We start from the raw sequence: 16,801 nt of genomic DNA on the forward strand, positions 1-16,801 counted from the left end.
AGACAAGGGGACGGTTCTCTTGTCTCATTTATCTTATTTTAATTTTAAAACTCTACCCCTTAGTAGAGTTTTTTTAATAATCTTCAGTTGGAGTAGAATCTCCATCTGAACCCCTTTGTGTTTAGCTTTAACTAAATAAGTTTACTTGCATTTAAAATTACGGATACAAATACTTATCTTATGCTAACTGCATTTAAAGGAAATCTCCTTAATAGATAGGAATATTCTGTGTTTTCTGCAAAACAATCTAAAGAAATATATTTTTCACCTCCAATTACAACACTTTCTTTTGGAAATTCTCCCAAGAATTCATGATACTTTATAAAAGGCCTTTTGTCAATAAAACGAAGACCTGCATTTTTATCAATGCGATCTCCATTAATGTATAAAGAAGGCATTGAATCCAAGCTAAAATAATCAATAATTTCCCCTGACAGGTTTCCTATTATATCATTTACCTCTTCAGTCTTAATAGACCTGCGGTATTTATCCTCAACAAAAACCGTCAAAGCAATAGGCTCTCTGTTTTCAAAATATATAATAGCCATATCTCCTGATAAACGCTGTAAAAATCCTATTTTATTTGCTACAGTTACATTATCAGGGGCATAACGGGCTATTCTGTCTTTATTATATGTCTCTTTCATAAACTCAATGCCAAGACTGGATAAGTCATCATTTACTACAAGTCTATTTTCAAGTAAAATAAGCATTTTGTTTAAGTCAACAGTTGTACTATGATTTACAGCTTTTGACACATTCATTTCATAAAATTTTCTATAAATTATTGTATCTTCAAGTTCAAACCTTTTGCTAAAAGAGTTGATTTTATCAATCCCCAATATATCTATAGTTATATTTGCAGCTACATTGTCACTCGAACTTACCATCCTGTTTAATATACTTCTATATGTATATTCAGTCCCCTCATCTTCAAATCGAAGATTACCAGCACCAATCACTTCGGAATCATTTACAAATTTATCACTTTCCTCTAGTTTGTATATGCTTTCTAAATCAAGATTTCCTGCCTGTACTTCTTCAAGAAAACACAATAAATTTAATGTCTTTGTCAAACTTGCAGGATAGAACTTTTCAGTCCCATTATAGCTTATTGATAAATCTTTTGAAAAGTCATAAACTGAAGCTCTTATATTGTGCTCATCTTTAATATCCTTAATATTTTTATTTATAATATTTAATATATCTTCTTCCACATTATTTTTATCTTTATAATTAAAATCAGGATTATCTATAAATACATCTACAAAATTTTCCAGTGTTTTGTTTAGCTCATCAAATGATAAGTTATAATAAGCATCAAAATCCCCGGATTCAACTTTTACTAAGTCTAAAAACACAGCTAAATGGGCATGATAATATACCTCTTGTGGAATGTCTTTATGATCTGGAAAATAATTAAATTCTATAGATGGGATGGTTTTATCATGAAAATAGACAATATGATCTATTAACCTCTTTGATAATTTCCATTTTTCCATGGAATTTTCATCTTCTCTAAATTCCTGAAGCTTCTTAATTTTAACAAACTCTGAGTAAAGTTTTGACAATTGCTCTATTTCATATTGTTCTATTGAAGTATCAGATTGGGACACCATTATCATTCTCTTTTTATAGGAGACATTGTTATCAAATACTTCACTAACTGCTCGTAAAGGTACATATAATCTGTCGTTAATTATCATAGATGGCACATCTAAAGATATCCTTTTTTCATTGACATAAATCTCATAACTGTCTGTTTTGCAGCTTATAGATATATCATCTTTTGACATAACTGCCCTACGCTCTTTTGAATCCCATGAAACATCAAACCCTAAATTTTCAGAAATAAATCTCACAGGAACTAATGTTCTGTCATTTTTTATAACAGGGGTCACATCCATATTATCAGGATCTAACAAAACAAAATCCTCTTCTGCTTTTGCATAGGGATTATCAATTTTAAAAAGTAAAATATCCTCATACTCTAAAATTGGTTGCTCTTGTAAAAATACTTCTTCTTCAATATTTATCTCTAAATCTTGATATGCATTACCCATCAAAAACACACTTAATACGACAAAAAATACAGAAATAACCTTTTTCATTTTATCCCCCACCAAATATGTAAAACTTCAACTGAATTATATCATAAAAATAATAATAATGACATAAAATCCTAAAATTTTTATATAAATTTTCAAATTAGCTTTCTACATCCTCTTCATAATATGATGAATTTGCATAACAATACTGACATCCTGTAAAACACCTTTTAGGAGGCCACCCTCCTATATCAATAGAATGAGTACAACCACACAATTTTCTTTTTCTAGGTTCATCTTTTATTATATACTTATTCTCAGTATGTAACTCCTCTAATAAATAGCCATCTATGCATCTTGACTCCTCTAATCCAGACACAGAACAGGAATATACTCTTCCTCCATACTCTTCTACCATGCTTTTTATTCTTTCTTGAAAGTTTTGTTTTTGTTTTATTGTAAAATTTTCAATAGACCAACCTATTTTCTTAAATCTATTATCTACTTTCTTATGAATATTTCTTTGCAAAAAACTAATACTATATGATTTAATTCCGGCCTTTGCTGAGCTCTCAATAATAGATTTTACACAATCAAAATTTGAAAATGTTTCATCTGTGTCATTTTTCTTTATTTTAACTAATGGATCAATTCTAAGCCTTACTCTCAAGGGATCACGAAATAAATCCACTATTTTAGGCAAACTTGACAGTGCATCACGTGTTTTAGGTGCATTAGGCTCTATGTAAAGGTTATCCTTTCCAATACTCCTGCCTCCCATGCCAGTTATAGTACAATGAATATAACACTGTATTCCTAAACTAAAGAGATTGTTTACAAGTTCAATCATAGTTCTTGTCAACATTGCATCTGGATGTTTTGTCCAAAACACAACAGTATGTATATCCATCCCCTTTTCTATTCTTGTCATTACCTCTTTCATAAGTACATCAGGATAGTATTTTGGCATGTCAGTCATTCTTGAGGCACTCAATATAACAGCCTTATTTTTTTTCTTTTCATCTTCAAATAAAGATATCTGTTCCATAAACATCCCCATCATATTACATTTTTTTCTTTACAAATTACTATTTTATCAGACAAGCACCAATAATTGCAATTACAATTCTGTTAAAAATTGAAATAGCAAATGTTTTATGTCTTTTTTCCCTTACTGTCTAAAAATATTAAATAACCTGTATCGTGAAATCCTTTAATTTGGGCTAAACATTGTATGTTTAAGTGAAATTTCTACTCTTGCTAAAGCTCACGAGGTGGACTCCACTTAGAAGGTGGAGTCATAAAATAAGATAACTATGCAGGTTTTTAATATCTCTATAATTTAGCATTATCAAATGCCAATTTACATTTATCAGACCTATACTTTGATATAATATGTTCAACTACCTGTCCACTTTTTGAAGTTAGAGTATTTGTTATCTCCAAAAGAGCATGTCCCGGCTGCACCATCAAATACTGTGCTTCTTTAGGGTCAGTAAAAATAACTTCTAAAGAGCTTTTACTTTTTACAGGGATAAGGGGATATTTCCCCCTCAATATATCATAAGATGCTTTCTTTTTATCAATATCACCTATAATATCAGGAAATAAACTCAAAGGTATAAAAGATGTATTAAAAGAAAAAACATCATCACCATGCCTAGTTCTGAAAATAACTTTAGCAAACTCTATATTTTGATTAGAACTCACCTTAAAAATTTCCGATACTTTTTTTAAATCTTTACTCTGCAAAGTTTCTATACAAAGTATCTCCCGCTCATCTGTAAGTTCATTATCTAAAATTGAATCTGTAAAGCCTGTATATGTTCTAACATCAATAGAGGCCTTAGGTCTTGATACAAAAGTTCCTTTTCCTTTTTCTTTATACAAATAACCATTGTTAGTTAATTCACTTATAGCCTGTCTTATAGTTGGACGGCTTATACTATAAAGTTCACAAAATTCCTGTTCTGAAGGAATTTTAGAATCAGGAGGATAATTACCATCCTCTATTTTATCTATAATCAAATTTTTTAGCTGAACATAAAGAGGTACATCACTATACTTATTAATCACAAAGCTCCCCTCCGAACTTAAATTATAATTTTTCTCCCTTTGTACACGCAACAAAACATCCTTACATCTTATCTAATTTTACTACATGAACATTTAAATTTCAACAATATTTATATATTATAATGTACATATTAAATGCGAAGAAAACATTCTAGAAGTTAAAGTTTCCCAATGTTAACTCTATATTTTCAACATTCACCTATATATTGAGGTGTCTTTAATATATGTCACCTATACATTTAATTCAATGTTGTTTAAATGGTTTTCATCATTATTTACAAGAATAGGCTTTATACACTCATTTATAAACTCTTCCACCTGCTCTTTAGACCTTCCAATATAGTTTTTTGCATCTAGTACCTGTTTAAGCTGAGAAATATCAAGTCCAAAAGCTTTATCCTCTGTAATTCTTTCTATAAGATCGTTTTCTTTTCCTTTTTCCTTTACTTCTTTTGCTGCTTCCATTGAGTGAACTCTTATTCTTTCATGTAGCTTTTGACGATCTCCTCCTTTTTTTACAGCTTCCATCAATATGTTTTCAGTTGCCATAAAGGGAAGTTCGTCCTGTATATGTTTTTCAATAACTTTAGGATATACAACTAAGCCATCTGAAACATTTATATATATATTTAAAATAGAATCAATTGCTAAAAATCCTTCTGGAATACTTATACGCCTGTTAGCAGAATCATCAAGACTTCTTTCAAACCATTGAGTAGACGCTGTTATCGCAGGGTTTAGAGCGTTAACTATAACATGCCTTGCCAGTGCAGAAATTCTTTCCGACCTCATTGGATTTCTCTTATATGCCATGGCAGATGAACCAATTTGTTTTTTACCAAAAGGCTCTTCAATCTCTTTCAAACTCTGTAAAAGCCTCATATCATTACTAAACTTATATGCACTTTGAGCAATACTTCCTAGCACACTAAGCACTCTGGCATCAAGTTTTCTCGTATAAGTCTGTCCTGATACAGGAAATACACTGTCAAATCCCATTTTTTTTGCTATAAGGCTGTCCAATTTCTTAACCTTTTCATGATCTTTTTCAAAAAGATTTAAAAAACTAGCTTGGGTACCTGTCGTACCTTTTGAGCCTAACAATTTCATATTTGAAATAATATAATCTATATCTTCCAAATCAATTAACAAATCCTGAATCCAAAGACAAGCTCTTTTTCCAACTGTAACAAGCTGAGCCGGCTGATAATGAGTAAACCCTAATGTTGGCATATCTTTATACTCTAAAGCAAATTCTGATAGTTTTTCAATGGTAGCCAAAAGTTTTTTTCTAACTAATTTTAACCCTTCAGTCATAACAATAATATCTGTGTTGTCGCCAACATAACAGGATGTTGCACCTAAATGGATAATCCCTTTAGCATTGGAACATTGCTCTCCATATGCATGTATATGAGCCATAACGTCATGTCGAAATTCTTTTTCTTTTTTTTCTGCAACGTCATAATTTATGTCATCTTTATACTTTTTTAGCTCTTCAATCTGCTGTTCTTTTATATCAAGCCCAAGCTCTTTTTCTGCTTCTGCAAGAGCTATCCAAAGTCTTCTCCATGTTTTAAATTTCATGTCTGGGGAAAATAACTCCTGCATTTCTTTGCTCGCATATCTTGTATTTAAAGGATTCTCATATGTATTTTTCAAATTCTCCAACCTCCAAATTTTTTTTTACTTTATTAAGACAATTTTTTAGGTCTATAAATTCTTTATCAATAATTATATTGACACCGAATGTTATATTCCAAAATAATTATACATTGTTCTTTAATTTAAATCCAGTTATTATGACAAAAAAATACGGGATTATAAAAATATATCCCGCTTAAGTTATTTATAAATATGAGATTGATTTGTTAGCAACTAAATTTAGACGCTAACTACCTTGACATTCTACTCTTCCTAAAAAGAAAGAAAGATTCTTGCTTCACAAAGTTACTTGATGCAAACTCTCCACAAGCATTGTCGGTATGCCCTACCGATTTTTTTTAAACCTTGCCTCATATCACCTTCCTTAAGGAAGGCATCTTACAGCAAAACATATAATATAAATTATATTACTATTTTAAGAACTTTTCAATTCTATTTAAACCTTCTGTTATATTTTCAAATGAAGTTGCATATGAAAGCCTTACATGAATATCCGTTCCAAAACCAGAACCTGGAACTAAAGCAACCTTTGCTTTTTCTAAAAGAACATTTGCAAAAACATCTGAATTTGTAATTTTAACACCTTCAATTTCTTTTCCAATTAGTTTTGAAATATTCATCATTACGTAAAAGGCACCATTTGGCTTAATACACGAAATTCCTTCAATAGAATTTATTCTGTAAACCATGTAATCTCTTCTTTTAATAAACTCTGTAACCATAGTATCTATTATATCATTAGTTCCATCTAATGCTGCCAAAGCAGCCTTTTGTGCTATTGAATTAGGGTTTGAAGTGGCATGGCTTTGCATATTAGCCATAATACTAGCTATTTTTTCATTTGACGCAGTATAACCTATTCTCCATCCAGTCATGGAATATGATTTCGAAACCCCATTTACTACAATAGTCAAATCTTTTATCTCATCATTAAAAGACCCAATGCTTACATGCTTTAGATTATCATATATTAGCTTCTCATATATTTCATCAGAAATAATATATATTTTTCTATCAACAGCTATTTGGGCTATTTTTCTTAACTGCTCTTCAGTATATACCATACCTGTTGGATTGTTTGGACTATTTAATACTATTGCTTTTGTCTTTTCTGTAACAGCACTTGAAATCTTTTCAATAGAAGGTTTAAACCCCTCTTCTTCAGTAGCTTTTAATGTAACAGGCTGCCCATTTGCAATCTTAATCATTTCAGGATAGCTGACCCAGCAAGGTGTAGGTACAATAACCTCATCCCCTGGATTACATATAGCCTGAAAAGTATTTACAAGAGAATGTTTTGCACCATTACTTATTACAATATTTTTAGGAGTATACTCCAAACCATTGTCCTTTTTAAATTTTCTACACACTGCTTCTTTAAGCTCTAACATTCCTGAAGCTGGAGTGTATTTTGTAAATCCTTCATTTATTGCCTTAACTGCCGCTTCTTTAATATACCCGGGGGTATCAAAATCCGGCTCTCCTGCTCCAAATCCAATTACGTCAATACCTTCTGATTTCATCTTTTTAGCTTTTGCATCAATTGCAAGGGTAGAAGATGGACTAATTGAAAGAGCCCTTTTTGAAAGTTTCATTTCTAATCCTCCAAATAAAATCATATTATGTACCATTTATTAAATTTATAATTAGCATATACCATTAAAAATATGCTGATTAAATAAAATTTAAGAAATGGGGGAATTCTCCTGACTATAATTTTAATATAATTAGATACTTTTTGCAAGATAATGATATGTAAAATGCAAATTTTTTTATTAGCTTTAGCTAAACGAGTTCACTTTTAACACTGGTACATATCTTTTTTTATTTTGTTGTATATTTTTTTTTATATCGGCAATAATATTTAGTACAAGGGTTCGTGATGGTTGAACCAAGAGTTCTATAAGGTTATTAAGCTTTGTAGAATTCGGCCAAAGATTAATATCAGGTTTCGTCCATAGTTGACGCTAAAGCTTGTTATTAGTCGGCGGGAAGAACTATATATATCCGTATTATATACTGACATATATAGTTCGAGTTAAGATTATTACAGGTGCAACTAGAATTACTTTGAGTATTTTTATGAAGTATTATATGAAGTATTGTATGAAGTATTTATATGAAGTATTGTATGAAGTATTTATATGAAGTATTGTATGAAGTATTATATGAAGTATCATTACTCAAAGTTTCTATATTACCCTTTAAAGTGGGTTGTTTGTTCTTGTAATAGTCGAGCAAAGGCTTCTATTGATTTTCTTTTAGAAAATTGATATTGAGCTAGAGCGAAGATCATCACGAGCTCTTACAAAACCTCTTTTATCACTCGTAAAAAGTTCTTTCCTAAAAATTTTTCTACATTTTCATTTGAATAATTAAGCTTTAAAAGTTCATCTGCTATCTTATAAATATCTTCTACACCATTTATACCTTTTGGCAATGCATCAATACCGTCAAAATCCGCCCCTAAACCTATATGATCAAATCCAGTCAAACCAGCTATATATTCAATATGTTTCACAATATCTTTTAAACCTGCATTTCCACCATCTTTCAAAAAATCAGGGCATAAATTTATTCCTATTACTCCTCTATTTTCTTTTATAGCTATTATTTGTTCATCAGTAAGATTTCTAATATGGGAACATATCTTTTTTGCATTTGAATGGGATGCAATAATGGGCTGTTTGGTCAGTTTCATTACGTCCCAAAATCCATTTTCAGATATATGAGACAAATCTATAAGCATTCCTAAAGAATTCATCTCTTTAACAAGTTCTTTTCCAAATAGAGTAAGTCCTCCTCTAGTTTCTGATTCACCAACTCCATCTGCTATTTCATTTCTATAGTTCCATGTAAGACATATACTTCTTACTCCAAGCCTGTAAAATATCCTCAATGCACTAACATCCCCTTGGAGTGCTTCTCCTCCTTCAATAGAAAGGATTGCAGCGACTTTTTCATCTTTAAAAGACTTTTCAATGTCATTGTAATTACAACATAATGTTATAACATCTTTATAAGCTTCTACCCCTTGATAAAAGGCATCTATTATTTCTACAGCCCTTTTTAATGTCTGTGAATGATAAATAGACTGGTCTACAAAAGCTGCAAAAAATTGAACAAACTTTTTATTTTTTTTAAGCCTTTGCAAATCCACATTACAATTATTTTTATATAAATTTGAATTAGTCTCCATTATTTTAGTTATTGTATCACAGTGAGCATCTACAACAATCATCTTGACACATCCTTTTCTGCTCTTTTTTTAATACTTCACATCTCTATTATCTTATCATATTTTAAAGATGCTACAAATATGTGCTAGATATAATTTACACCTTCATAACATTGGGTGTATTATATTTAATGTGAAGAATAATATTCCAGAAACTAAAGTTACGCAGTTTAGAGCCTGTAAATACTCCTCGGAGCCTTAGCAAATCTCGCTATCGCTCAAACAATGCTCTCCCTTTCCTCGTCGTATTAACACGCTCTACAACTTGCTCCACAATGTTTCTTTCATATTTTCATTCACATAAATAACATGCACCTTCATAACATTCTTATGATTGCACCTCTCACAGCTATATGATATAATTTATCTTGTAGCTTTTCAGTAAGAAAAAGGAGTTGTCTTTGATTGTTTTTTAAAGGAAAAAAAATACCTCATTCGGATTATATTCCTCTAATAGTTATTGGATTATTGTTATATAAGTTAATAAATAACCCTTCTGTTTTTTTGTCTGAAATACAGGGTGGTTTAGGATACATATTATCTCTTTTTAGTTATATAATCTGGGGATTTGCAATTGCTTATTTTTTAAATCCATTAATGGTACTAATAGAAAAAAAATTTAAAATACGAAGAGCTTTTAGTGTTTTAATAATATATGTGGTTTTCGTAGCCATTTTAGTTTTTGCAATAACAATTATTACACCAGCTCTAACCAACAGTGTAAAACAGCTTACTAACGATATTCCAAAATATATAAGCAGTACTGAAGTTCATATAAATGAACTTATTGAAAAATTACAAAGTTATGATAATTATGGCATAGAAACTTATATACGAAACAATTTAGAAAAGTTTACTTCTAGAGCAAATGAACTTGTAGATATACCAATAGATTTTTTGTTTTCAACAACAGTGAGTTTTACTTCTAATATCCTTAAATTTATATTTGGATTGATAATATCTATATATATCTTAGCTGATAAAGAAAAAATAATGCGTGGGTCTAAAAAGTTGACATACGCAGTATTAAGCAAGAAAAATGCATTTAGTTTTATTTCTACTTTGAAAAAATCACATTTAGTATTCTCAAAATATATGTTTGGAAAAGCTTTGGACTCTCTAATTTTGGCAATACTCTGTTTTATAATACTTTTTATTTTTAGAATAGACTTTGCACTTTTAATCAGTATAATTATTGGAATAACCAATATGATTCCATATGTAGGCCCTTTTATAGGTGCTGTTCCTGCAGTAATTATAACTCTTTTTATAAACCCTGTTCAAGCCATATGGGTAGCTGTAATAATACTTTTATTGCAACAGTTTGATGGATGGTACTTAGGTCCTAAAATTATTGGAGACCATGTAGGAATTAGCCCTCTTCTTATAATAACTGCCATAATTGTAGGAGGAGCTACATTTGGAATTTTGGGAATGTTTTTAGGAGTACCTGTATTTGCTGTAATTAAAACATTTATTGACGAATATGTAGATAAAAAACTTAAATCCAAAGGTATTAGCTCTGACTAAAAATCTAAAAGACCTCTTTCAGCAAAACTTATATATTTTTCGCCACATACTATTATGTGATCAACAACTTTTATTGAAATAGATTCTAGAGCATTTTTTATAACTTTAGTTGCTTCAATATCACCTCTAGACGGATTAAGACTTCCCCCTGGATGATTGTGAGCGAGTATTACACTATTTGCCTTATGCCGAAGAGCTCTTTCAACTATAACTCTTGGATAAATTGGTGCTTCATTTATCGTTCCCTCATGCACTAAATCTGCATAATTTACCCTATTTTGTGCATCAAGACAAATTACATAAAATACTTCATACGACCTTCCCTCAAAAAGTGAAACTGTATATTGACCTGCCTTTGTAGAACTATTTAATTCCGGCTTTTTTCTCCACCTGTCATTTGAATACCTTCTTGAAAGCTGAGGAATCATTGAAATTAAAAAAGCTGAGTTTTCACCTATTCCCTCTACTTTTACCAGTTCTTTTAAGTCGGCATCTAAAACTCCTGACAGTGAACCAAATCTTTTTAAAAGTCTATGTGCTATTTCATTTGTATCTCTTCTGGGAATAGAAAAAAACAAAAGAAGTTCTAAAATTTGATGTGATTCAAAACTGTCCAATCCTTCCTCTAAAAATCTGTTTTTAAGCCTCTTTCTGTGACCTTCATGCATGAAAAACCACCCCTTTAAAAGGCATTTTTTATTAATTTCACTTCCTTTAATTCAATTTTATCCTGATGTTTTTCTATATAAACTTCAACAACATCAAACCTTATAATTTTATCGTGCATATTATGTCTATTAATGTATATTTGTGCAAGTTTCCTGATGTTTTCCCGCTTTTTAAAATTTACTGATTCTCTTGGAAGCCCATATTTCAAAGTACTTCTGGTCTTAACTTCAATAAAGCAAATATTGTCACTTTCCCAGGAAATTATGTCAATTTCCCCTAACCTTTTATACCTGAAATTTTTCTCTAAAATTTTGTAATTATTTTTTTTGAGATAATCTATAGCCATTTCCTCTCCAATTGAACCAACTAATCTTTTATTATTCATTTTCTTTCTCCATACTTTTTATCTAAAGATTTAATAAAAGAAAATATTCCAGCCACAACTTCATATAGTTCCGGTGGTATTTCATCACCAATATTAAATGTATTTAAAGTAGTAGCAAGTTCTTCATTTTCGTATAAAGGCACATCACTTTGATTTGCTTTTTCAATAATTTTTTCAGCTATTTCACCTTTTCCCAAACCTATAATTTCCGGTGCATCATTTTTATCAGGGGAATACTTTAATGCTGCAACCTGTTTTATTTTTTTCTTTTCTTTCATTATTTAAAATCACCCTTTTTAAATCTTATAGTCAAACTTTTGTCTTTTAGTATTTATTTCTTCGATATCATTTACATTTAATATATCAACCTTTTCTTCAATCATTCTATACTTTATATCCACCAGTTTGTATCCTTTTTTTAAAAGAACATTATAAAGATCTGTGTAATTTTTTTTAATAAAATTTATAACCTTTTTGCTCTCTGCTCTTATATTTACACTTACATTTTTTTTGTTTACATTTACTAAAGAGTCTACTTGACCTAAATTTTGAGTATTTAAAGATAAAAACAAACTCACATCATCCATATCGATACTTTTTTTACTAGGCTTTTTCTTTAATATATACAGCTCTCCTGTGTGATTTTTATCAAAAACATTAAGTGGAATCTGAATATAAGTGTTATGATTATTAAGTTCATTTAAAAATCTCAAATTACTTTGCAAATTGTCAATATTCTCAAAAACATCACCTTTACCTGAAAACTCTGCTTGTTCTAACACCTGTTTTATTGATTCAATTTCTCTATATATTTCTCTATAAATATTCTTCATATTTAACTCTTCTTTAGTAAGAGAATCATTCATTTTAACACAAAATTTATCAAAGACTTTCTCTAAAGCCTCTCTTTTATCATTTTCTGTTAATATCTTTGTGCTCTCTTTAATAACAGGTGTATCTTTTTTTTCAAAATTTATTTTCTCAAAAATTCCTTTTATAATCTTATCCATGCTTTCTTTTTCAGCATTTATAAAACCCTTTTCTGTAAAATCTATATTTTTTAAAAATTCTGCAAATTGTTTTGGATCTTTAGAATTTAGATTTTCATTTTTAAAAAATTCAATCACTTTTTCTTTTATAGCATTTTGAACTTTAGGTGAAATTTTATTGTTTTTCAACTCTTCACCTAGTTTTTCTAAAATCAATTGGGGTTTTACTTCAACATTTGCTTTTTCATTCGAAGCTTCTGTTTTTATCCCTAAATTTTTAGTTAAAAAAGTTTTAAGTAAATTGTTAGTATTCTCATCTTTTATAGACACAAGATTATCAAAGAGTTTATTTAATTCATCACCTATTTTATATTTTTCATCTACAATTTGATTTAAGCACGATATATTTTTTTCTAGTGGAATTATATTTTTAGATAAAAGATATACTGCCTTCTCTATTGATACACCCTTATATGTTTCAACAGTCTCCATAACTTTATTAAAAACTTCCTTTTCTAAAGGAAGTTTACTTTCTTTAATTTGCCTTGCAATTTCCACACCTTTTTTATCAGACTTTGCACCAATATCCATAAGTTCATTTTTAATTTCACTTTCCAGTTGAATGTTTTTTTGTTCGAGGGTCTTTACAGTTTCAAGAAAAACTTTATCAGCTAAAGTATCCTTTACTACAAGTTCTACCTGCTCGCCCTTTTTAACATTAATAGAATTCATAAGTGCAGCACTTATAGTATTGCCATCAGATAATTTAAGTAAAAGTTTATCTGCTGCAACTTCCAATACTTTTGCCCTTACAACATCACCTTTATTAAGTTTTGACAATATTTCAGCCTTAGAATATACATTAAGCTGTTCTCCAAAAAATTCCGCTATTCTCAATATTCATCCCTCACCAATTTATGGAATAAATTGATTAATCTTATTCTAAGACTCCACCTTCTATAAGGTAGAGTTGCTCTTATAAATCTTCAGGTGGAGTTGAGTATCCATCTGAAGCCTCGATGTTTAGCTTTAGCTAAACAAGTTCACTTTACAAAGCAAACTTTTTAGTAAAGCTTATTCTATGTATCGGACAAATACCATATTTCTTTATAGCATTAATATGTTCTTTGGTTCCATATCCCTTGTGATTTAAAAAACCATATTGAGGATACTCTTTATCCATTTCTTTCATCAATCGATCCCTAGTGACTTTTGCAATTATAGAAGCAGCTGCAATAGATATGCTAAGGGTATCCCCTCTTGTTATAGAAATTTGTTCTACTCCTGGATTTTCAAGTTTTTCAGCATCAACCAACAAAAGATCAGGAGTTCTGCTGAGGTTGTTTAAAGCTAGTCCCATAGACTTTTTAGCTGCATTTAGTATATTTATTTCATCAATTTCATTTTCATCCACCATTCCAATGCCAACATCTAAAACCTCATTTTTTATAATGTCAAAAAGTTCTTCTCTCTTTTTCTCACTAAGTTTTTTAGAATCATTAAGCCCCTGTATAAAAATGCCTTCCGGGAGCACTACTGCTGCTGCAACAACAGGACCTGCTAATGGACCTCTCCCAGCTTCATCTGTTCCTGCAATCAGTGAAATCCCCCTTTTATAAGCATCTTTTTCGTACTTACACATGACTTCATATCTAAGTACTTCCAAATCATATTTATTCTTTTTCTTTTCATATTTTTCTATTAATTTCAAAACCTTATCTCCACACTCTTCTCTTAATAAGTACAGTTTTTCTAAGGCTTTATTATAACTTAAATCTTTTATAGACTCTTCAATTGATTTTATTGTATATTTCATTTTTATACCCCATTTATAAATAATTATAGTATTTCTAAAATTCATTATAACAACTTTTTTACTTTAAGAAAATACAACTTTCACATAAAGGGTATATATTAGTTTAATTATCTTCTGGTTTTTCTAAAGATATTTTACCTATTTTAGCACCTCTAAATTCATCTAGTACTATAGCAGATATTCTCATCATATCAATTTCTCCCCCTGATATAATACACCCTCTTTTTTTACCTGCTTCTTTTAAAATATCCAATCCACTTTTATCTTCAATTTCACCTAATTTATATCTTTTAGTAAGATACTCCGGATAATCTTTAGATAGTATCTCAAATAAAGCCGAAGCCAACTCAGTAATATCTAATATATTATCCTTTATCGCCCCAGTTATGGCAAGGTTTATACCAACTCTCTCATCTTCAAATTTGGGCCAGAGAATACCCGGAGTGTCCAGTAACTGAATTTCATTATTTACATTTATCCACTGCTTCCCTCGGGTTACCCCAGGTCTGTCCCCTGTTGAAGTTCTTCCTTTACCTGCAATTTTATTTATTAAGGATGACTTTCCTACATTAGGAACCCCTACAATCATAGCCTTTACAGGCCTAAATATTCTTCCACGCTCTCTGTCCTTTTTTATCCTATCCTTCATAATATCTCGCATTTTGCTTTTAAGCTGTTTTATTCCTGAGCCATTAATGGAATTAACAAAAATACTGGTATAGCCCTTAGAGCTATACCATTTCTTCCAAATATCAGAAACTTTTTCATCAGCCAAATCAGATTTGTTTAACACTATTATTTTAGGCTTATTGTTAACTATATTATCAATTTCAGGATTTTTACTGCTCACAGGTATTCTAGCGTCTAAAAGTTCAATAACCACATCTACCATTTTTAAATTTTCCGAAAGCAATCTCTTGGTCTTGCTCATATGCCCCGGGAACCACTGTATATTCATTTTTTATCCTCCAAAACCATTAATCTAAATTCTCATAAATACTTCCAAAATCCTCAATAGGGTAAAGTCTAAATGCTGCTTTTCCCTTTATTCTATCATAGTCAATAAAACCCAACTGTCTGCTGTCCTCACTATTCTCTCTATTATCACCTAAAAGGAGTAAACTATCAGCAGGAACTTGTTGTGGAAATTGTAAATTTTTTGGATAAGTAAAACCTTTTGCATATGGCTCATTTAATAAAACATCGTTTATATAAACATGTCCACCTCTTATATCAACAACATCTCCCGGCACCCCAATCACTCTTTTAACATAGTTTTGTTCATTTTTAGGTGGTAAAAGAATAGTTAAAAAGGGAAAGTATTCAACATAGGGCAGGTACTCCCAATCCCCTTCTTTATATTGCATTATTACTATGTCTCCTCTTTTAGGTTCAGAATATATATATCCTAATTTGTTGACAAACAAAACCTGATCATTAGACAAAGACTCTTCCATTGACTGACCTCTTACAACTACCCATTCAAAAGCAAAATTCCTTAAAATAAGTGCTATAATAACAGCCAGAACTAAAACAATGCACCAGTTAACAAGTTCTTTCAAATAGTTTGGTTTTGCTATTCTCAAGTCTATTCCGTATTTTTCTTCTAATTTTTCTTTTTGTATTTTATCAAGATTTAAAGGATCTTTATTATACTCCATATTGTTTTTTGCCCTTATAATAATTTATTTTTTAAAAACCTAATTATCATTATTATTATACCATTCTTTTTTTATTATTAAAAGAGTCTTAATAAATAAAAAACTAGGAGATCTTGACCTTTCTACATCAGTTTTTTTATAAGTTTATGAAATTAACATTTTAGGCTATCCAAGCCTTTCGATATGAAGTCTTCCACTTGGTTCTAACTCTTTATATAAAACAAAAGGGACTATTTAGTCCCTTCTGCTTTATTCTTAACTAATTTTGTTTTTACTCTTGCAGCTTTACCTACTCTGTCACGTAAATAAAATAATTTTGCTCTTCTGATTTTTCCTTTTCTCACAATTTCAACCTTTTCAATCTTTGGAGAATGTACAGGAAACACTCTTTCAACGCCTACGCCATATGTTATCCTTCTAACTGTAAAGGTTTCCTTTATTCCAGAACCTCTTCTTCCAATTACAGTCCCTTCAAAAACCTGTATTCTTTCCCTGTTTCCTTCTTTAATCTTAACATGTACTTTAACGTAATCACCAACTTGAAAATTGACTAAATCGGTTTTTAATTGTTCCTGCTCAATTGCTCTAATTACATCCATTGTTCTTATCCTCCTTCCTTCATAGACGTTCATGTATTTATAACAGCGGACCGCCCGTACTCAACAAGCAATAATTATACCACAGCTTTATTTAAATGTAAATATCTTTTTAGAAATTATGCATA

At 30.2% G+C, this 16,801-nt stretch carries 15 protein-coding genes; 1 reads left to right on the top strand and 14 read right to left on the bottom strand.

Going from position 1 to position 16,801, the window contains the following annotated elements:
- Positions 1-173: 173 nt before the first annotated feature.
- The 6 genes from RBH29_RS12235 to RBH29_RS12260 all read right to left on the bottom strand — a co-directional run bounded on the left by RBH29_RS12235 (position 174) and on the right by RBH29_RS12260 (position 9,030).
- Positions 174-2,111 carry a serine hydrolase gene (locus RBH29_RS12235; RefSeq protein WP_306697160.1) on the bottom strand — a complete coding sequence of 646 codons (1,938 nt, stop codon included), beginning with the start codon at positions 2,109-2,111 and terminating at the stop codon, positions 174-176.
- Positions 2,112-2,208: 97 nt separating this feature from the next.
- Positions 2,209-3,096 (bottom strand): DUF1848 family protein, encoded by an 888-nt coding sequence (locus RBH29_RS12240; RefSeq protein WP_306697161.1) that lies wholly within the window; start codon positions 3,094-3,096, stop codon positions 2,209-2,211.
- A 287-nt stretch (positions 3,097-3,383) separates the two neighbouring features.
- Positions 3,384-4,124 (bottom strand): GntR family transcriptional regulator, encoded by a 741-nt coding sequence (locus tag RBH29_RS12245; protein WP_306697162.1) that lies wholly within the window; start codon positions 4,122-4,124, stop codon positions 3,384-3,386.
- 231 nt (positions 4,125-4,355) lie between these two features.
- Positions 4,356-5,786 carry an adenylosuccinate lyase gene (gene purB / locus RBH29_RS12250; RefSeq protein ID WP_306697164.1) on the bottom strand — a complete coding sequence of 477 codons (1,431 nt, stop codon included), beginning with the start codon at positions 5,784-5,786 and terminating at the stop codon, positions 4,356-4,358.
- A gap of 413 nt (positions 5,787-6,199) precedes the next feature.
- The gene (locus RBH29_RS12255; RefSeq protein ID WP_306697165.1) at positions 6,200-7,384 is read right to left on the bottom strand and encodes a pyridoxal phosphate-dependent aminotransferase; all 1,185 of its coding nucleotides are present in this window, start codon (positions 7,382-7,384) and stop codon (positions 6,200-6,202) included.
- A 710-nt stretch (positions 7,385-8,094) separates the two neighbouring features.
- Entirely contained in the window at positions 8,095-9,030 is a 936-nt protein-coding gene (locus RBH29_RS12260) for a dipeptidase (RefSeq protein WP_306697167.1), read from the bottom strand.
- 402 nt (positions 9,031-9,432) lie between these two features.
- Here RBH29_RS12260 and RBH29_RS12265 point away from each other — a divergent pair, with 402 nt between their 5' ends.
- Positions 9,433-10,557 carry an AI-2E family transporter gene (locus RBH29_RS12265; RefSeq protein ID WP_306697168.1) on the top strand — a complete coding sequence of 375 codons (1,125 nt, stop codon included), beginning with the start codon at positions 9,433-9,435 and terminating at the stop codon, positions 10,555-10,557.
- On the opposite strand, the gene radC is transcribed toward RBH29_RS12265, so the two are convergent.
- The 8 genes from radC to rplS form a co-directional block, all read right to left on the bottom strand.
- On the bottom strand, positions 10,554-11,225 hold the full coding sequence (gene radC / locus RBH29_RS12270) for a RadC family protein (RefSeq protein WP_306697169.1): 672 nt from the start codon (positions 11,223-11,225) through the stop codon (positions 10,554-10,556). The two genes, RBH29_RS12265 and radC, sit on opposite strands and share 4 nt — an antisense overlap.
- Positions 11,226-11,239: 14 nt before the next feature.
- On the bottom strand, positions 11,240-11,611 hold the full coding sequence (locus RBH29_RS12275; RefSeq protein WP_306697170.1) for a YraN family protein: 372 nt from the start codon (positions 11,609-11,611) through the stop codon (positions 11,240-11,242).
- Positions 11,608-11,889: an EscU/YscU/HrcU family type III secretion system export apparatus switch protein gene (locus RBH29_RS12280; protein WP_306697171.1), complete on the bottom strand. Its 282-nt coding sequence runs from the start codon at positions 11,887-11,889 to the stop codon at positions 11,608-11,610. The genes RBH29_RS12275 and RBH29_RS12280 overlap by 4 nt, the downstream gene beginning before the upstream one ends.
- Before the next feature lie 18 nt (positions 11,890-11,907).
- Positions 11,908-13,497 (bottom strand): flagellar hook-length control protein FliK, encoded by a 1,590-nt coding sequence (fliK, locus tag RBH29_RS12285; protein ID WP_306697172.1) that lies wholly within the window; start codon positions 13,495-13,497, stop codon positions 11,908-11,910.
- A gap of 151 nt (positions 13,498-13,648) precedes the next feature.
- Positions 13,649-14,416 (bottom strand): ribonuclease HII, encoded by a 768-nt coding sequence (locus RBH29_RS12290; RefSeq protein WP_306697173.1) that lies wholly within the window; start codon positions 14,414-14,416, stop codon positions 13,649-13,651.
- Positions 14,417-14,519: 103 nt separating this feature from the next.
- The gene (ylqF, locus tag RBH29_RS12295) at positions 14,520-15,374 is read right to left on the bottom strand and encodes a ribosome biogenesis GTPase YlqF (RefSeq protein ID WP_306697174.1); all 855 of its coding nucleotides are present in this window, start codon (positions 15,372-15,374) and stop codon (positions 14,520-14,522) included.
- Between the two features lie 19 nt (positions 15,375-15,393).
- Positions 15,394-16,077: a signal peptidase I gene (gene lepB / locus RBH29_RS12300; RefSeq protein ID WP_306697175.1), complete on the bottom strand. Its 684-nt coding sequence runs from the start codon at positions 16,075-16,077 to the stop codon at positions 15,394-15,396.
- Positions 16,078-16,307: 230 nt separating this feature from the next.
- Positions 16,308-16,676: a 50S ribosomal protein L19 gene (rplS, locus tag RBH29_RS12305; RefSeq protein WP_306697176.1), complete on the bottom strand. Its 369-nt coding sequence runs from the start codon at positions 16,674-16,676 to the stop codon at positions 16,308-16,310.
- Positions 16,677-16,801: the final 125 nt, after the last annotated feature.

The sequence above is a fragment of the Herbivorax alkaliphila genome, from assembly GCF_030848475.1.
GTDB lineage: Bacteria > Bacillota > Clostridia > Acetivibrionales > Acetivibrionaceae > Herbivorax.